A 14,352-nucleotide genomic window follows, 5' to 3' on the forward strand; every position below is an offset into this window, starting at 1 on the left:
CGACCGACTCCTTCCCGCCGTCAAGGCGATCATGAACTACACGCAAGGTGCGATCACCGCCAAGGCGACGCTCCAGCTGCTCGGCGTGCTCGAGCACCGCACGATGCGTGCACCCCTCCCCGAGGCCACTGAAGAGGAGGTCGCGATCATTCGCGACGGACTCGTGGCATCGGGCCTTCTAGAAAGCTGAACCTTTGAGCCACATGCACCTCGAGCTCGATCTGCCGCCCGCACTCCCAAGAGGCGCACTCCGCGTCATACCGCTCGGTGGACTCGGCGAGATCGGCCGCAACATGACGGTCTTCGAGTACGACGGCAAGCTGCTGATCGTCGACTGCGGAGTGCTGTTCCCCGAGGAGCACCAGCCCGGCGTCGACCTGATCCTCCCCGACTTCGGCCCGATCCGTGACCGGCTCAAGGACGTCGTCGGCATCATGCTGACGCACGGCCATGAGGACCACATCGGTGGCGTGCCCTACCTCCTGCGTGAGCGCGGTGACATTCCCGTCATCGGCTCCAGGCTGACGCTGGCTCTGTTGGCGCCGAAGCTCAAGGAGCACCGCCTCAAGGACGCACCGACGCACATCGTCACCGAGGGCCAGGTTGAGAAGTTCGGCCCGTTCGAGCTCGAGTTCGTCGCCGTCAACCACTCGATCCCTGACGCGCTCGCCGTCGCGATCAAGACTCCTGCTGGCGTCGCCCTTCACACGGGCGACTTCAAGATGGACCAGCTGCCGCTCGACGGCCGCATCACCGACCTGCGAGCGTTCGCTCGACTCGGCGAGCAGGGCGTCGACCTGTTCCTGACGGACTCGACCAACGCCGAGGTGCCTGGCTTCACGACGTCCGAGCGCAGCATCACGCCAGCGATCGACACCGTCTTCGCCAGCAGCAACGGCCGCATCATCGTCGCGTCGTTCGCCTCGCACGTGCACCGCATCCAGCAGGTCATCGACGCAGCCCACAAGCACGGCCGCAAGGTCGCGTACGTCGGCCGTTCGATGGTCCGCAACATGCAGATCGCCCGTGACCTCGGCTACCTCAACGTGCCCGACGGCGTCGTGGTCGACAAGATCGACGCCGCTCCGCCCAACAAGATGGTGCTGATGTCGACGGGTTCGCAGGGCGAGCCGATGGCCGCCCTGTCGCGTATGGCCAACAACAGCCACCAGCAGGTCAGCCTCGAGCCGGGCGACACCGTGTTGCTCGCGTCGTCGCTGATCCCAGGCAATGAGAACGCGATCTATCGCGTGATCGACGGCCTGACCAAGCTCGGCGCCAACGTCGTGCACAAGGGCAACGCCCTCGTCCACGTCTCGGGTCACGCTTCTGCTGGCGAGCTGCTCTACTGCTACAACATCGTCAAGCCGACCAACGTGCTCCCCGTACACGGCGAGATCCGGCACCTGCATTCCAACGCCAAGCTCGCGACTGCGACTGGTGTGCCAAACGTGATCCTGGCTGAGGACGGTTACGTCATCGACCTTGTCGACGGCCACGCCTCGATCGTCGGCGCTGTCGAGTGCGGCTACGTGTACGTCGACGGCTCGTCGGTCGGCGACCTCACCGACTCAGAGCTCAAGGATCGTCGCGTTCTGGGCGAGGAAGGCTTCATCTCCGTCGTCGTCGTGATCGACTCCACAAACGGCAAGATCCTGTCCGGACCGGAGATTCACGCCCGCGGAATCGCCGAGGACGACTCGGCGTTCGACGAGGTCATGCCCAAGATCATCTCGGCGCTCGAAGAGGCTCTCAAGGAGGGCACGCACGACTCCCGGCAGCTCGAACAGGTCATCCGCAGGGTGCTCGGATCGTTCGTCGGACGCAAGTTGCGCCGTCGTCCGATGATCCTCCCGGTCGTCCTCGAAGCCTGAGCAGCAACCTCACAGTGGGCCACACACCACTGTGAGAACACTGTTACGCCGCGATCACGCAGCCTCGTGGTCGCGGAAACCTCGCGTTCATAGCCTCAAGCCATGGCAGCGCTCGTACGTGGTGAATGGGATGCGGTTCGTCGCGTCTCGACGAGCCTTGCCAAGCCGCTCGCCAGCGAGATGTGCGACCTCGCCGACGCGTACGGCCGAGTCCTCGCGAGCGACGTACGCTCGCTGGTCGACTTGCCGGCCGCCGATGTCTCGGCAATGGACGGGTGGGCAGTGTCCGGGGAGGGCCCGTGGCAGGTTCGTGGTCGGCTGGTCAACGGCACGACGCCGGATAGGCCACTCGGAGCGCAGGAAGCCGTCGGTATCGGCACCGGGGGAGTCGTCCCGGTTGGCGCGACCGCGATCGTACGGCGCGAGCACGGCGACGTCATCGAAGGACAGCTGCGTTGGGCCCCACCGGCTGGAGCTGCTCTCAGCCTCAAAGATGTTCGTCCGCGCGGCGATGAGGCACATCGCGGCGACGTGATGGTGTTCGCCGGCACCCGGCTCGACTCGATGTCGATCGCCCTGGCCGCGAGTACCGGGCACGACGAGCTCGAAGTCGCGATCATCCCGACGGTCGACCTGCTGGTCACCGGGGACGAGGTTGACCTGAGCGGTCTCCCGGTGCCTGGGCGAGTACGCGACTCAGTCAGCCCGGCGCTCAACGGGATGGTGCGTGGTGCAGGTGGGTCGGTCCAGAACGTCCTCCCCGTACCGGACGACGTAGCGGCGCTCGCTGCGCAACTGCTTGCCTCGACCGCAGACATCGTCATCACGAGCGGCGGGACCGCAGTCGGCGAGGCAGACCACTTGCATGACGCGCTGCGTTTGGTGCGGGCCGAGATCGTGGTCGACCGCGTCGCCGTACGCCCTGGGGGGCCAACCGTCCTCGCGATACTTCCCGACGGCAGACTCGTTGCCGGACTGCCCGGCAACCCGCTCGCGGCGGTCGTCGGATTCCTGGCCGTGGTCGAGCCAGCCCTTCGCGCGATGACCCTCGAAACAGAGCGACCGTGCACGTACGAACGGCTCGGTACGGACTTGGATCGGTTCGACGGCGGCACGCGAATTGTGCCGTTCATCAGGTCTGATGCGGGCGTCGTGCCGACATCGTGGACGGGCTCGTCGATGCTCCGTGGACTCGCGTCGTCCGACGGCCTTTTTGTTGTTCGACCAGGCGAAGCGACCGCCGGTACGTCGATCGAAACGTTCCCAGCGGTGTGGAGACTCGTATGAGCACCGATCTCACAACGAGCTCGACGCGACCGTGCAAAGAGTGTTACCCACTCCTGATCGGAGTTCACCAAAGGCCGAAACACGAGGTCCATACGTTCAGGGGCACGAGATACCGCACAGTGCGGAATCGCCGACCTCGGAGCGTCCTATGACAAGCGTCATCACCTCTCCCGACAACTCGTCGGCCCCTGAATCCTCTGGCAGTCATCGCACCGGTCGTTGGATCGATGATTGGGAGCCCGAGGATCCCGCGTTCTGGGAGGCCACAGGCAAGGCCGTGGCCAAGCGGAACCTGATCTGGTCGATCTTCGCGGAGCACCTCGGTTTCTCCGTCTGGCTGCTGTGGAGCGTGAGCGCGGCGATGCTGGCTAAGGTCGGCTTCGACTTCAGTGCCCAGCAGCTGTTCTTCCTCGTCGCCGTGCCGAACCTGGTCGGATCGCTGCTCCGCCTGCCCTACACCTTTGCCGTACCGAAGTTCGGTGGCCGCAACTGGACGATCATCAGCGCAGCCCTGTTGGTCATCCCGACGGTGTTGTTCATCGTGTTCGTTCAGCGGCCTGACACGCCGTACTGGGCGTTCGTGCTGATCGCTGCGACAGCCGGCTTCGGCGGCGGCAACTTCTCGTCATCCATGACGAACATCAACTACTTCTACCCCACTCGGCTCAAGGGCTCGGCGCTTGGACTGAATGCAGCAGGTGGCAACATCGGTGTCTCGCTGATCCAGTTCTTCCTGCCGATCATCGTCGGTGCGGGCGGAGCGTTCGGTGCGATCAAGGCGGCCGAGGCCATCAACCTCCAGCGTGTTGGGTACCTCTACGCCACGTTGGCCGTGATCGCAGCTGTCGCCGCGTACTTCTTCATGGACAATCTGTCGTCGGCAAAGGGCACGCCGCGCGAGACCCTGGCAGTAGCGAAGTACAAGCACACCTGGATCATGTCGGTGCTCTACATCGGCACGTTCGGCTCGTTCATCGGCTACTCCGCCGCGATGCCGCTGTTGATCAAGATCAACTTCTTCCGCTCGCCCATCCCGACCGAGTCGATCGGCATCAACTTCGTCTACTACGCCTTCCTGGGCGCCCTGGTGGGGTCGATCACCCGCCCGTTCGGTGGCTGGCTGGCCGACAAGATCGGCGGCGCGAAGGTCACCCTCGGATGCTTCGTGGCAATGATTGTCGGCACGCTTGGTGTCTTCTACACCCTGACACTGCTCCATACGGTTCCGGTTGCCTCGCCAGACAAGATCGCCGCGTGGACCGCCGACCCCTCGTCGTTCCCAGGGTTCTCGCCGGAGATCACGGCCGCCGTCAACCACAACTCCGACATCTTCCCGTGGTTCCTGGCGCTGTTCCTGTTCGTCTTCGCCGCGACCGGTGTGGCGAACGGCTCGACGTACAAGATGATCCCGCACATCTTCAAGACGCAGGCTCAGAACGGCACATCCGAGGGCACGCCCGATCGGTACGCGGCTGAGGCCAAGGCCGTGAAGGAGGGTTCGGCTGCGCTGGGCATCATCGGCGCCGCCGGAGCGATGGGCGGATTCCTGATCCCCATCACCTTCGGTTCACCTTGGGTCGGGGATCCCGTGGAGGCGTGCAAGGTCGCCTTCATCGTGTTTGCGGCCTACTACGTGATCTGTTCAGCCATCACGTGGTTCGTCTACCGCCGTCCCGGAGCCACGATGGCGAAGGCGGGTGTCTGACAAGCACATGACCGACACGCACTGTCCCTACTGCGCACTCCAATGCGCCCAGACGCTCGGCGGCGATCCCATCGCCGCCGAGCCGCGGGCGTTCCCGACCAATGTCGGCGGAATGTGCCAAAAAGGTTGGACCAGTGCAGAACTGCTTCGCGCGCAGGATCGCATCACCACGCCGCTTCGTCGTACGCCGACTGGGTTTGAGCCAGTCGGATGGGACGAGGCACTCGATGACATCGCCGCTCGGGTGCAGGCGATTCAGGCAGAGCATGGCCCGGACGGCATCGCCGTATTTGGCGGGGGAGGCCTGACGAACGAGAAGGCCTACCAGCTCGGCAAGTTCGCCCGGCTCGCACTTCGTACGCGACTCATCGACTACAACGGTCGCTTCTGCATGTCCTCGGCAGCGGCCGCAGCGAATCGCACGCTCGGCATTGACCGCGGCTTGCCGTTCCCGTTGACAGACCTCAACGACGCGGACGTGGTCGTGTTGTTCGGCAGCAACCTGGCAGACACGATGCCGCCGGCGGTCCAGCACCTCGGCGGCGTACGCGAGCGCGGTGGGCTGATCGTCGTCGATCCGCGCGTCAGCGCCACCGCCAAGCTCACCGAGGAAGGCGGCGGTGAGCACGTGCAACTCGTACCCGGCACCGATCTCGTCTTGATCATGGGTCTGCTGCACATTGTGTTCGCCGAGTCGCTGGCCGACGACGACTACCTGGCGGCTCGCGTCGACGGCGTCGAGGCAGTACGGCGCAGCGTTGCGGAGTGGTGGCCCGAGCGGGTCGCGGCGACCACAGGCGTCTCCGAGACACAGCTGCGTCGGATCGCTCGCATCTTGGCGGATGCCAGTCCGCATCGCGGTGGCAAGGGCGCCTTCCTGCTGACCGGCCGTGGCTCCGAGCAGCACGTCGACGGCACTGACACGGTCACCGCTGTCATCAACCTCGCCCTGACGCTCGGTCTCGTGGGCGCAGAGCGCGGTGGCTACGGCGCGATCACCGGACAGGGCAATGGCCAGGGCGGCCGCGAGCACGGCCAGAAGTCAGACCAGCTGCCCGGCTATCGCATGATCGTCGATCCCGCGGCCCGCGCACACGTCGCAGCCGTGTGGGGCATCGACCCCGACGTGCTCCCCGGCGCCGGTGTGCCGGCGGTTCAGTTGCTGATGAGTCTGGGTACGCCCGAAGGGCCACGCGCTCTCTTCGTGCACGGCAGCAACGTGCTCGTCAGCGCACCCAATGCAGATGCTGTGCGACGCCGCATCGAGTCGCTCGACTTGGTCGTCGTCTGCGACTTCATCCCGTCCGAGACGGCGATGCTCGCCGACTACATCCTCCCGGTTACCCAGTGGGCAGAGGAGGAGGGCACCATGACCGGTCTCGAAGGCCGGGTGCTGCGGCGACGCAAGGCCGTCGAGGCTCCTGAGGGTGTTCGCTCGGAGCTCGAGATCTTCTCGGCACTCGCAGCACGACTGGACGCACCCAGCACGTGGGCGACCGAGCCGCGCGAGGTCTACGACGAGCTCCGTCTCGCCAGCGCGGGTGGCCGCGCCGACTATGCCGGCATCTCGTACGACCGACTCGACGCAGGTGAAGCGCTCTATTGGCCGTGCCCGTCGGAGGATCACCCTGGTACGCCGCGGCTGTTCGCCGAGTCGTTCCCCACTCCGACCGGCAAGGCAAAGATGATCGCCGTACGCGCGGTCGGCCCCGACGACGTACTGCGCGCTGATGCACCCGTGTGGCTCGTGACCGGGCGAGTGCTTCAGCACTACCAGTCCGGTGCCCAGACCCGACGCGTCGCGAAGCTCAACGACTCCATGCCACGCGCATATGTCGAGATCCACCCGATTCTGGCGCAGCGGATCGGCGTCGAAGGCATCGACAACATCAGCATCAAGTCCAGGCGTGGCTCGATGGTTGCTCAGGCTCGCATCAGTCCCGATATTCGCCCAGACACGGTGTTCGTCCCGTTCCACTTCGCCGACGAAGGCATGGTCAACGCCGTGACGAGCTCAGCGACCGATCCGGTGTCCGGCATGCCGGAGTTCAAGGTGTGCGCCGTACAGATCAGCAGGGAGGCGTCATGAGCGAGCGCCAGCGAGTGAACAACGGGCGTTTCATTCCACGGCGTCCGTACCGTGCTTTTCCTACGGAGGTTGTGGAATGAAGGTTGTGGTGATCGGTGCCGGCATGGTGGGCAACCGCTTCGTCGATGAGCTGGGACGCATTGCGCCCGATGTCGATGTCGACCTGCTCGGCGAGGAGTCCTACGAGCCCTACAACCGTGTGTTGCTGACCGAGCTGGTGGCGGGTCGCGTAGACCTGGCCGGCCTGTCGTTGCCGACGCCCGATGAAGGCCGCGTCCGCGTACGCCCCGGGGCCGCGGCACTTGAGATCGACCGTGAGCGGCGCTGCGTCGTGACGGCGCAAGGTGAGTTCGAGTACGACCACCTCGTGTTGGCGACAGGCGCTCGCGGACGAGTCATCCCGATCCCGGGTCTCCGCGATGGTCTGCCTCGTGGCGCGCACGTGCTGCGCAGCCTCGATGATGCACGCGACATCTCGGCGGCCGCGCTCAATGTCGACCGTGCCGTCGTGATCGGCGGCGGCCCGTTGGGCATCGAGCTTGCCTGCGGATTGCAGCACCGCGGCGTCAGCGTCACCGTCATGTCGATCATGCCGACCATGCTCGATCGCGACCTCGACCCCGCGGTCGCGCAGATCGCCGAGGACACCGCCAAGGACCTGGGCATCGAGTTCGTCGGTAACGCCCAGATCGCATCGATCGCTGTGTCCGATGGGCGTGTGACGGCGGTGCGGCTCGAAGACGGCACGACCTATCCCGCCGGGCTCGTCGTACTGGCCGCCGGTACCGCCCCCGAGACGGGACTTGCCGGTGCGGCAGGACTCGAGACCAACATCGGAATCGTCGTGGGCGAAGACCTGCGTACGACCCTGGACCCGCGCATCTCCGCGATCGGCGACTGCGCCGAGACCCCCAGTGGAGTCAGCGGACTGGTCGCTCCCGGCTGGGCTCAGGCACGCGCCCTGGCACGCAGCATCGCGCACGACTCGGAGCTTGAGCTCCCGCCCATCTACGGATCGGCGATGCGACTCAAGGCAGTCGGCATGAGCGTCGTGACCATGGGGATTCGTGCCTCGACCGCTGGCGAACGCGACCGCGTCGTCACGCTGTCCGATCCTCGCGAACGTCGTCATGTCGAGCTTGTCGCCCGCGGCGACACCCTCGTCGGAGTCACCTGCGTGGGTGCGCCCGACCTCGCCGCTCATCTCTCGACCCAGTTCGATCGCCCCGGCATGCTTCCCGCCGACCCCATGCATCTGCTGATGGGCAGTGGCTCCATGGGCGTTGTCGAGAGCGCATCGCCGACGACGATGCCGGCCGCCACCACGGTGTGCCGGTGCAACGGGGTGACCAAGGGCGACCTCGTGCACGCATGGGACTGCGGCTCCACCACCGTGGAGGCGCTTGCCAGCGCGACGCTCGCGACGACCGGCTGTGGAGGCTGCAAGAAGCTCGTCTGCGGCATCGTCGACTGGCTGCAGGAGACCGATCCGCCCGACATCTCACAAGCGTCGGATGTGGCACGTGAGGCAACCGTTCCGTCGAGGTAACACGGATACGCACGCCCTGAAATCTGCTTTTCCTACGGTCGAAGCATGACTGAGAAGAAGAAGCTCGCTGTTGTTGGCGCCGGTATGGTTGCTCATCGTCTCGTCGAGGCGATGGTCGAGCGTGGAGCCGACCAGGAGTGGGACATCGAGGTCTTCGGCGACGAGACTCGGCCACCATATGACCGCGTGGCGCTGACGTCGTTCTTCTCCAACAGCGATCCCGACGACCTCCTCCTCGGCGACGGTGAGCTGTGGAAGCGCCCCGGCGTACGCCTCTACCGCGGATCGATCGTCAGTCACATCGACCGCGAGGCGAAGCAGATCCACGCTCGCAACACGACTTTTGAGTACGACCGCCTCGTCCTGGCCACCGGCTCGTACGCCACGGTGCCTCCCGTCGAGGGCTCCGATCTGCCGGGCTGCTTCGTCTATCGCACGGTCGACGATGTCGCCGAGCTTCGTGCCTGGGTGACTGACCGAGAGGCTGCATTGGGCCGCAAGGTCAAGGGCGCTGTCGTGGGTGGCGGTCTCCTCGGCCTCGAGGCCGCCGGCGCACTGACGGCACTCGGCGCCGAGACCACGGTGGTTGAGTTCGCCGATTGGCTCATGCCCCTTCAGGTCGATCAAGCCGGTGGTGGTGCTCTCCAGCGGATCATCGAGCAGATGGGCGTCACCGTACGCACGTCCACCGCGACCTCCAAGCTGCGCGCCGACCGCGACGGCAAGGTCGCCCGCATGCAGTTCGCCGATGGCGAGAAGATCCAGGCCGATGTCGTGGTCTTCGCCACCGGCGTCCGGCCGCGCGACGAGCTCGCCCGCGAGGCAGGGCTCGAGCTGGGTGAGCGCGGCGGAGTGATTGCCGACAAGTACTGCGCCACCAGCGACGAATCGATCTTCGCGATCGGCGAAGTTGCGCACATCGCCGGCCGCCTGTGGGGTCTTGTGGGTCCGGGCTACTCGATGGCCGAGGTGGTCGCTGATCGACTCCTTGGTGGCGACGCAACCTTCGAGGGTGCCGACCTGTCCACCAAGCTCAAGCTGCTCGGCGTTGACGTCGCCAGCTTCGGCGATGCCTTCGCCGCCACCAACGGCAGCCTCGAGGTCGTCTACGCCGATCCGCTGGCTGGCATCTACAAGAAGCTCGTCATGAGCGACGACGCCCAGACGCTGCTTGGCGGCATGCTCGTCGGAGACGCCAGCGCCTACACGAACCTCCGGCCGATGGTGGGCCGTGCGCTCGGCAGCGATCCGACCGCGTGGCTGCTGCCCGAGGGCATGGAGCCGCCGAGCGGTGGCACACTGCCGGACGACGCAAACGTCTGCTCGTGCAACAACGTGTCGGCCGGGACCGTACGCGGCGCCGTGACCGACCACCAATGCACCGACATCGCCGCCGTCAAGGCGTGCACGAAGGCCGGCACGAGCTGCGGCTCGTGCGTCTCCTTGGTCAAGAAGCTCATGGAGACCCAGATGGCCGAAGAAGGCCTCGAGGTCAACACCGCGCTGTGCGAGCACTTCGCCTACACCCGAGCCCAGCTGTTCGACATCGTCCGGGTCAGCGAGATCACCACGTTCAGTGAGCTCGTCGAGAAGCACGGCACCGGCCGTGGTTGCGATATCTGCCGCCCGGTCGCCGCGTCAATCCTCGCCTCGCTCGGCAACGGTCACGTACTCGAGGGTGAGAACGCGGCGATCCAGGACACCAACGATCACGTCATGGCCAATATGCAGAAGGACGGCACCTACTCGGTCGTACCGCGCATCCCCGGCGGCGAAGTCACCCCGGCCGGACTGATCGTGATCGGCCAGGTCGCCGCCGACTTCGGGCTCTACACCAAGATCACCGGCGGTCAGCGCATCGACTTGTTCGGCGCTCGCATCGAGCAACTGCCGGCAATCTGGAAGCGCCTCGTCGACGCGGGATTCGAGTCGGGTCACGCCTACGGCAAGTCGCTGCGCACCGTGAAGTCGTGCGTAGGACAGTCGTGGTGCCGCTACGGAGTGCAGGACTCGACGACGCTCGCCGTCGACCTGGAGCTCCGCTATCGCGGCCTGCGATCACCCCACAAGCTCAAGCTCGCCGTCTCGGGATGCGCCCGCGAGTGCGCCGAGGCCCGCGGCAAGGACGTCGGCATCATCGCGACCGACAAGGGTTGGAACATGTACGTCGGCGGCAACGGTGGTTTCACACCACGCCACGCACAGCTGTTCGCCGAAGACCTCAGCACCGAGGACCTCGTACGCGCGATCGATCGCTTCCTCATGTACTACGTACGCACGGCTGACCGCCTGCAGCGCACGGCTCCCTGGCTCGAATCGGTCGAGGGTGGCATCGAGGCCGTACGTGCTGTGGTGTTCGACGACAGCCTCGGAATCGCTGCTGATCTCGACGCCGCAATGGAGGCGCACGTCGGCGCCTACGAGGACGAATGGGCCGCAACTCTCGCTGACGACGAGAAGTTAGCGCGGTTCGCATCATTCGTTAACGCGCCCGAAACACCAGACCCGGATCTTGTATATGTCGAGGAACGCGGTCAACGACGACCTGCAAACGGCGATGAGCGGGCTGTACTGATCGCCGGTACCAGCATTCCAATGCGTGAGGCGGAGGCAGTCGTATGAGCGAGCGTCAGCGAGCGATCAATGAGGCTGTCATGCCGTTGTCTTCGTACCCTGCCTTTTCAACGGAGGCGACGGCATGACGAGTTGGCAGCGTGTATGCACGCTCGACGCCTTGGTGCCCGATCGCGGCGCCGCGGCGCTCGTCGGCGATCGTCAGGTTGCCCTGTTCCGGCTCAGCGACACCGGAGCTGTGTACGCGGTGGACCACCTTGACCCATTCAGCCAGGCCAATGTGATGGCTCGTGGCCTGGTCGGCAGTCGCGGCGGCGTCGCCACGGTTGCCTCCCCAATGCACAAGCAGTCCTTCGACCTGCAGACCGGTCAGTGCCTCGACGACCCCGAGGTGTCCCTCCAGGTGTGGTCGACGCGTGTGTCCGACGGATGGGTCGAGGTCGAGCTTTCCGAGCACGGTGGGTCACCGTGACGCCACTCGGACCAGTTCTTGCTGGAACCCAGATCCTCGTCACGGCACAACGTCGGGCCGAGGATCTATCGCTGGCACTCGGCAGACGAGGCGCGGTCGTGACGACGGCTGCGTCACTTGGCGTCGAGTCGCACATTGACGAGAGCACCCTGATCGCCCAGACCCGGCAGATGATTGCAGCGGGCACCGACATCGTCGTTGTCACCACCGGCATCGGTTTCCGTGGCTGGCTCGACACCGCCGAGGCGGCCGGCATCGGCCACGAGCTCATCGAGGCACTGCGCTCCGTACGACTCATCGCGCGAGGTCCCAAGGCTCGAGGAGCGCTCCAGGCTGCGGGTCTGATGCCCGACTGGGTTGCCGAGTCGGAGACCTCGGCTGAGATCGCCGACTTCCTGTCGGCCGAGGGCGTCCGGGGTATGTCGATCGCCGTGCAGCACCACGGTGCAGGTGACGACGGGCTCGAGAAGCGACTCACCGCCGCGGGTGGACGGCCGTTCGGTCTCGTCGTCTATCGCTGGGGTCCTCCGCCGGATCCCGCCGCGGTTGAGCGTTCGGTCCACGACACCGCCGCCGGCTTGTATGACGCCGTCGTGTTCACCTCCGCACCTGGCGCCGCAGCATGGCTGTCATCCGTCATAGAACACGGCGCCGACGACGAGATTCGCCGCCTCGAGAAGGACCGCCGCCTCGTGCTCGCGGCCGTCGGCCCCGTGACTGCTGATCCGCTGCGCGCCGCGGGTTTTGATCCGATGATGCCGGAGCGAGCGCGGCTCGGAGCACTCGTACGTTCGCTTGTCATGTTCCTTGGCGACGCGTCCGAGAACGTACGGACCACCGCTGGTCAGCTCAGGGTCCGCGCAACGGCTGCCACCCTCAATCACGAAATCTTGCCGGTGTCGCCGAGCGGCCTCGCTATTCTGCGGGCGCTCGCGAGTGAGCCGGGCTCTGTGCGCTCTCGCGGGGAACTGCTCGCCGTCCTGCCGGGGGAGTCAGACGATCCGCACTCGGCCGAGGTCGCCGTGGCTCGACTTCGCGAAGCCATGGGCCAGCCGATCATCCAGACCGTGGTCAAGCGCGGCTATCGCCTCGCCGTTGCGGAGGACTCATGACTATCTCGCTCGTGGCGACCAGCCACGGAACCCGCGTACCTGAAGCCCGCGAGGCGATCACGTCGCTGATCGATGGCGTACGGGCATCCGCGCCCCACCTCGACGTGTACGAGGCGTTCGTCGACGTCCAGGATCCGTATGTCGGCGATGTCGTCGAGCAGATCGATGGCGCTGCCGTTGTCGTACCGCTGCTGCTGGCGCCCGGATTCCACGTCGACGTCGACATCGTGAACGCCACCACTCGGCCCAAGGCTGCTGCCGCTCGAACTCTCGGGCCCGATCCGCGGCTGACCCGCGTACTCCTCAAGCGTCTCGCCGAGGTCGGTGCGACCCGCGACGACGTCATCGTCCTGGCTGGCGCCGGCTCGACCAATGACGTCGCGCTTCGAAGCGTCGACGCCGCTGCGCGGTTGCTGGGCACCGCATGGGGCTCGCCGATCCCGGTGGGACACGTTGGCGGCAAGGCCAACCCGATCGAGGACGTCGTACGCGATGTTGCCCGCTCCGGCCGCCGGGTCGTCGTGGCGAGCTATCTGATGGCACCCGGATTCTTCTTCGACAGGCTGACGAAGTGCGGCGCCGATGTCGTGACGCGGCCTTTGCTCGATGGACCTGAGGCGGATCCGGACCTGGTGTCGTTGGTGATTGACCGGTATGCCGAGGCGGCAGATCTGCTGGATCAGACGCATGCCGCCCGTGAACGATGGATGTAACCAAACCTCGGTGTGCTGTTAACGCCCGGGTAACAACGCGCCGCGACTCTGGACGTGTGCCTGCATCCGGTCGTGGTTTACGCAATCGCGGTCCTCGGGGGTGCAGGAAATGACGCGCAGCCTCCTTCTGTGCGCGCATGGCCCGCAGAGCACACGCGGTCGTGCCGCCCTCGCCGGACTGGTCAATGCAGTCAGGCGAGAGGCGCACGACCTCGACGTGATGGACGCGTACGTCGACCTGCAGGAGCCCTCGATCGTCAGCACCGTCGAGACGACGTCGGGTCCGCGGGCGCTGGTGCCGCTGATGCTCGCGTACGACCGCTCCGTCAGCGTCGACATCGTCCGGGCATCACATCTTGATCCAGCCGTGACCGTCACACCGCCGCTCGGCCCTGACTGGGTGCTCGCGGAAGTCGGCGTACGACGACTGTTCGAGGCAGGTGCGCGATCGAACGACACGATCGTGCTGGCGGCGGACACCACGACGGACGAGCGCGCGTTGGCTGACGTTTCCAAGGCAGCACGACTGCTCAGCGCCGTATGGGGCGGACGCGTTCATGTCGGAGCACTCGGGGGTCCCGACACCGCGCTCGTCGAGGCGGTCGATGTTGCGCGTGCGTACGGGCATCGCGTCGTGGTGTCGAGCTATCTCCTCACGGCGGGGACGGCCCACGACGCCATGCGCGAGTGCGGCGCAGATGTCGTCACTGACCCGTTGCTGGACAACAACCCGCCTGATCCGCGACTCGTCAGCCTCGTGATGGCACGTGCTCGCGGCGAAGGAGCGAACACGAGTGACCTCACGAAAGCCACCTGGAGCTAGCGATTTCGGCGCTCCCACGCGGCGGGGGGTGCGCTGAAACACTCATGTTCTGCTTTAGGCTTTCGCCATGGCGACCCGAACGTCTTCCCCGCCGCGCAAGCGGCCGTCCGGTAGCCAGGCTCGAAAGAAGCCGGCAGCACGCAAGCCGCAGCCA

General features: G+C 65.9%; 10 protein-coding genes and 1 pseudogene. All 11 read left to right on the forward strand.

The genetic code is table 11. From position 1 onward, the window contains the following. Positions 1–190: pseudogene (locus V6M39_RS04355) on the forward strand (4-hydroxy-tetrahydrodipicolinate synthase); the annotation flags it as partial. 4 nt (positions 191–194) lie between these two features. Further along, positions 195–1,874, forward strand: a complete 1,680-nt coding sequence (locus V6M39_RS04360) for a ribonuclease J (RefSeq protein WP_442880677.1) — start codon at positions 195–197, stop codon at positions 1,872–1,874. 102 nt (positions 1,875–1,976) lie between these two features. Further along, a complete protein-coding gene (locus V6M39_RS04365) occupies positions 1,977–3,161 on the forward strand; it encodes a molybdopterin molybdotransferase MoeA (RefSeq protein WP_332642489.1) in 1,185 nt (394 codons plus the stop codon). Positions 3,162–3,309: 148 nt separating this feature from the next. Further along, positions 3,310–4,866, forward strand: a complete 1,557-nt coding sequence (locus V6M39_RS04370) for a nitrate/nitrite transporter (protein ID WP_332642490.1) — start codon at positions 3,310–3,312, stop codon at positions 4,864–4,866. After that, positions 4,859–6,955 (forward strand): molybdopterin oxidoreductase family protein, encoded by a 2,097-nt coding sequence (locus V6M39_RS04375; protein WP_332642491.1) that lies wholly within the window; start codon positions 4,859–4,861, stop codon positions 6,953–6,955. The genes V6M39_RS04370 and V6M39_RS04375 overlap by 8 nt, the downstream gene beginning before the upstream one ends. A gap of 76 nt (positions 6,956–7,031) precedes the next feature. Continuing rightward, a complete protein-coding gene (locus V6M39_RS04380) occupies positions 7,032–8,504 on the forward strand; it encodes an FAD-dependent oxidoreductase (protein WP_332642493.1) in 1,473 nt (490 codons plus the stop codon). A gap of 45 nt (positions 8,505–8,549) precedes the next feature. Continuing rightward, the gene (gene nirB / locus V6M39_RS04385; RefSeq protein ID WP_332642494.1) at positions 8,550–11,126 is read left to right on the forward strand and encodes a nitrite reductase large subunit NirB; all 2,577 of its coding nucleotides are present in this window, start codon (positions 8,550–8,552) and stop codon (positions 11,124–11,126) included. Between the two features lie 76 nt (positions 11,127–11,202). After that, a complete protein-coding gene (nirD, locus tag V6M39_RS04390; RefSeq protein WP_332642496.1) occupies positions 11,203–11,550 on the forward strand; it encodes a nitrite reductase small subunit NirD in 348 nt (115 codons plus the stop codon). Then, a complete protein-coding gene (locus V6M39_RS04395) occupies positions 11,547–12,662 on the forward strand; it encodes a uroporphyrinogen-III synthase (protein ID WP_332642497.1) in 1,116 nt (371 codons plus the stop codon). The genes nirD and V6M39_RS04395 overlap by 4 nt, the downstream gene beginning before the upstream one ends. Continuing rightward, entirely contained in the window at positions 12,659–13,375 is a 717-nt protein-coding gene (locus V6M39_RS04400; RefSeq protein WP_332642498.1) for a sirohydrochlorin chelatase, read from the forward strand. Before V6M39_RS04395 ends, V6M39_RS04400 begins: the two co-directional genes overlap by 4 nt. A 109-nt stretch (positions 13,376–13,484) precedes the next feature. After that, positions 13,485–14,198 (forward strand): sirohydrochlorin chelatase, encoded by a 714-nt coding sequence (locus tag V6M39_RS04405; RefSeq protein ID WP_332642499.1) that lies wholly within the window; start codon positions 13,485–13,487, stop codon positions 14,196–14,198. The last annotated feature ends 154 nt before the right edge of the window (positions 14,199–14,352 follow it).

The organism is Aeromicrobium sp., assembly GCF_036675695.1.
Taxonomy (GTDB): domain Bacteria; phylum Actinomycetota; class Actinomycetes; order Propionibacteriales; family Nocardioidaceae; genus Aeromicrobium.

Bases quoted from the DNA above. Each gene is read 5' to 3' on its own strand.
- V6M39_RS04365 (WP_332642489.1), top strand. From the start codon at position 1,977: ATGGCAGCGCTCGTACGTGGTGAATGGGATGCGGTTCGTCGCGTCTCG.
- V6M39_RS04370 (WP_332642490.1), top strand. From the start codon at position 3,310: ATGACAAGCGTCATCACCTCTCCCGACAACTCGTCGGCCCCTGAATCC.
- V6M39_RS04380 (WP_332642493.1), top strand. From the start codon at position 7,032: ATGAAGGTTGTGGTGATCGGTGCCGGCATGGTGGGCAACCGCTTCGTC.
- nirB (WP_332642494.1), top strand. From the start codon at position 8,550: ATGACTGAGAAGAAGAAGCTCGCTGTTGTTGGCGCCGGTATGGTTGCT.
- nirD (WP_332642496.1), top strand. From the start codon at position 11,203: ATGACGAGTTGGCAGCGTGTATGCACGCTCGACGCCTTGGTGCCCGAT.
- V6M39_RS04400 (WP_332642498.1), top strand. From the start codon at position 12,659: ATGACTATCTCGCTCGTGGCGACCAGCCACGGAACCCGCGTACCTGAA.
- V6M39_RS04405 (WP_332642499.1), top strand. From the start codon at position 13,485: ATGACGCGCAGCCTCCTTCTGTGCGCGCATGGCCCGCAGAGCACACGC.